Raw genomic sequence first — 3,358 nt, 5'->3', positions numbered from 1 at the left:
TCCATTTGGGCATTCTCCTTTGTTTTGTATTTGGTCGGCAAACCTAAATACTATTCTAACAAAGGAGTCTTTTATTTTCTGCTCACCGCTGGAAGCTTTTTTGAACCACCCGCACAGCAGGTGGTTTTCACTTATACAAATAAGAAATAGGCATGTATATTATACATGCCTATCTATATTCCTTTCTTATTTCTTCATATCTTTTTCTATTAACTTTAAAATCATAATATCCTACACGGGCCACTGACCTACATTCTATCATCCTTTTTTCTTCATTAAAATAAAATTCCACATCATCTTTAAATTTCATCTTACTGCTTTCAAATACTGCATGAATATAATTCTTATCCTCTTTTATAATTTTACTATTAGGATATCTATTTATTATTTTCTTTATTCTCTCCTTACTTTTTTCTAAAGTTCCTTTAAATTTCATAGGTTCAATTTGCTTTTGAAAGTTATTAGTTTGAGTTGATACCCCCTTTTGTGCATAGGGTAATTTCCCTAATCTACCTTCATGTACACCTAAATTGCTAGGCTCATTATTATTTTTTACATATGTATATACTAAAATTGCACCTAACCCAATCCATCCTGTTTTCATCATATCACTCCTATATTTCTAGTATTCATATTATATTTAATTTTATGTAATAGATATATCCTCTTTTAATACTATTATAAACTAAAAGACTGGAATTTTAGAAATTATTAAAGATAAAACTTCATTTATTAAACCACCTATATTATAATTAATGTGGGTGAATTTAATATGAAAATAGAAGATAATTACACATTAAATTATTATATAGATAAATACTCAATAGATAATCTATTTAAGAAAAGCATAAGAAAATATATGGAACTTCACAAATTTAATAAAAATGACTATTTATTAAGGACAGATCAAGGGGCTGATTATTTTTATTTTTTAGTCAAGGGAAGTTTAAAATGTTATACCATCCTAAAAAATGGTAAAGTTCTTCTCCATGAAATACTAACCCCTCTTCATGCCGTAGGGGATGTGGAATTAATTAATAATACTATTCCTGCCTGTAATATTGAAACCCTAGGCCCTAGTATATGTATAGGTATTAAAATGAATTTATTAAGGGAGCTAGTTTCTGATGATTTAGTTTTTTTTAAGTATTTATCTAGTACTTTAAGTACTAAATTAGTAACATATACTCACTCTAGTTCTATCAATCTAATATATCCATTAGAGAATAAGCTAGCTTCTTATTTGTTAGGAGTCCATGCTACAAACCCTAATGCTCCTCATATTAAAATAGATAGTATGACAGAGCTAGCCAGCTTATTTGCCGCAAGCTATAGACACCTGGTTAGAACCTTTAATAATTTATGTGATCAAAACATAATAACTAAAGATAGGAATCGAATATCCATATTAGATTATAAAACATTAGAAAAATTAGCAGGTTCTATATATTAGAACCTGCTAATTTTTTATACTTTGAATGTGTATAGTAGTACTTTCTTCTACTGATCCCTATGATTAAAAATATCTTCCTTATTTTTTTCTAATTCTATAGTATTTTTCAACTTATCCTTTTCCTCAAAATATTTTTCTATTTCTTCTTTTAATTTTGAATCTCCTAATTGATTTTTTCTACGTTCATAGTCCTTTAACAGATCCTTCTCATCCTTAGACAAGTTAGAATTATGCTCCATATTAATTTCTTCTAAGGTATATATTTTTTCCTGATTTTCCACAACTACCATGGTAGATGCAGCATAATCTCCCACTCGCTTATGTTCCTTTGAAAGAAATATGGCCACAACTCCAATGCCCTGGTCATCTAATATGCTTCTAAATAAATTTCTTATTATGGAACTTTTTATGTCTATAGGTTGTCCATTGTTCTTTAAGGTCCTTAGTTTGAATAATTTTTTACCTGGTGTCCTGCCATTCATCTTCATCTCAAAGAATATGAAGTATCCATAGGATACTATAAACAATAATATTATGGCGCCTCCTATTATCCAGCCTTCTCCCTTTGCTTCTAAATATTCTAAACTTCCAGCCCAAGTAAGAAATACTATTAAACCTACTAGGCCTATTACCACAAACTGAATCATCATATCTATACAAGCTGCTGCTGCCCTAGAACCTACACTTGCTAAATTATATTCTATTTGCGTATTCTCAGGAGTGGTTATTGTAATTTTTTTCACTGTATATCCCCCTTTTTTTCCATACTTTGGTATAATCATAAATGAGGTGTTTAATATGAATGAAGAAATTTTTATAAAAAATAACAAATCTAATTGGGACAAGTTAAATTCCTATGTGGCTAGGATAGATAAAAGTGGACACAAAAACTTAAACTCCAATGAATTAAGAGATTTTTTGTATCTCTATAATGAAAGTGCTTACCACCTTTCCTATGCTAATACCCACTTTCCCAATTCAACTACGAGTAACTATTTAAATTCCCTAGTAGGTAGAGCCCATAACACCCTTTATTCTGTTAAAGAAAATACTTTTAAAAGAATGTTTAATTATCTAACTAAAGGCTTTCCTAAGAGAATAAGAGAATTTTCATTTTTTATTAATATTTCTACGGCTATTTTCTTCTTAGGTTTTTTATTATCCCTAGTTATGGTCTTAATAAATGAATCTAATGCCTATTATTTTCTTCCTAAGGATTTAGTAGAAACTATTGATTACTCCATGGAATCAAAAAGACAATGGGATTATGCCCTCATGTCTAGCTACATTATGGTAAATAATATATCCATATCATTAAAAGCCTTTGTCTTTGGAATAACCTTTGGTATAGGTACCATATATGTACTATTTTCAAATGGTGCATTACTTGGAGGATTAACCGCCCTTATATATTTAAATGGAAATCCTACTGTATATTGGTCCTTAATATTACCCCATGGAATATTAGAATTATCAGCCATTTTCATAAGTGGAGGAGCAGGATTTATCCTTGCATATCATATGCTAATCCCTAAGGATTTATCTAGAGCCCATTCCATTATATTAGGAGCTAAAAAGGCATCATCCCTCCTATTTGGCATAGTAGTTATGCTCATAATAGCCGGTATTATAGAGGGTTTCTTCACACCTTTAGGCCTATCTCCATCTATAAAATTAGCCTTCAGTTTCATGACCCTTATAATACTTATATTTTATATTCTTAGGGGAAACAAATAGTTCAATATAGATTTCTTGGTTTTAAAATTGCTTTATACAGTAACTTGCCTATAAGGGAAACTATTGAAAATCTTTGGAACCCTGGAACGTCACAACATCCTATGCTACTCCAACATGACACATGAACCTATATACGAAGATTCACACTTTCGCTTGTGACAAGGACTT

At 30.1% G+C, this 3,358-nt stretch carries 4 protein-coding genes; 2 read left to right on the top strand and 2 right to left on the bottom strand.

Annotation, left to right across the window (positions count from 1 at the left end; all coding sequences use genetic code 11):
• Window positions 1–169: 169 nt before the first annotated feature.
• Complete coding sequence (locus N4A57_RS03250; protein ID WP_293656108.1) at window positions 170–604, bottom strand: DUF1499 domain-containing protein; 435 nt, start codon at window positions 602–604, stop codon at window positions 170–172.
• A 168-nt stretch (window positions 605–772) separates the two neighbouring features.
• Here N4A57_RS03250 and N4A57_RS03245 point away from each other — a divergent pair, with 168 nt between their 5' ends.
• The gene (locus N4A57_RS03245; protein WP_293656106.1) at window positions 773–1,453 is read left to right on the top strand and encodes a cyclic nucleotide-binding domain-containing protein; all 681 of its coding nucleotides are present in this window, start codon (window positions 773–775) and stop codon (window positions 1,451–1,453) included.
• A gap of 47 nt (window positions 1,454–1,500) precedes the next feature.
• On the opposite strand, the gene N4A57_RS03240 is transcribed toward N4A57_RS03245, so the two are convergent.
• Window positions 1,501–2,196 carry an RDD family protein gene (locus N4A57_RS03240; protein ID WP_293656105.1) on the bottom strand — a complete coding sequence of 232 codons (696 nt, stop codon included), beginning with the start codon at window positions 2,194–2,196 and terminating at the stop codon, window positions 1,501–1,503.
• A gap of 55 nt (window positions 2,197–2,251) precedes the next feature.
• Here N4A57_RS03240 and N4A57_RS03235 point away from each other — a divergent pair, with 55 nt between their 5' ends.
• Window positions 2,252–3,190 carry a stage II sporulation protein M gene (locus N4A57_RS03235; RefSeq protein ID WP_293656103.1) on the top strand — a complete coding sequence of 313 codons (939 nt, stop codon included), beginning with the start codon at window positions 2,252–2,254 and terminating at the stop codon, window positions 3,188–3,190.
• The last annotated feature ends 168 nt before the right edge of the window (window positions 3,191–3,358 follow it).

Origin of the sequence: Anaeromicrobium sp. (genome assembly GCF_025210435.1) — a bacterium.
GTDB lineage: Bacteria > Bacillota > Clostridia > Peptostreptococcales > Thermotaleaceae > Anaeromicrobium.
The sequence above is the reverse complement of the archived record's forward strand: the minus strand, read 5'-3'. Positions and strand labels throughout refer to the sequence as shown.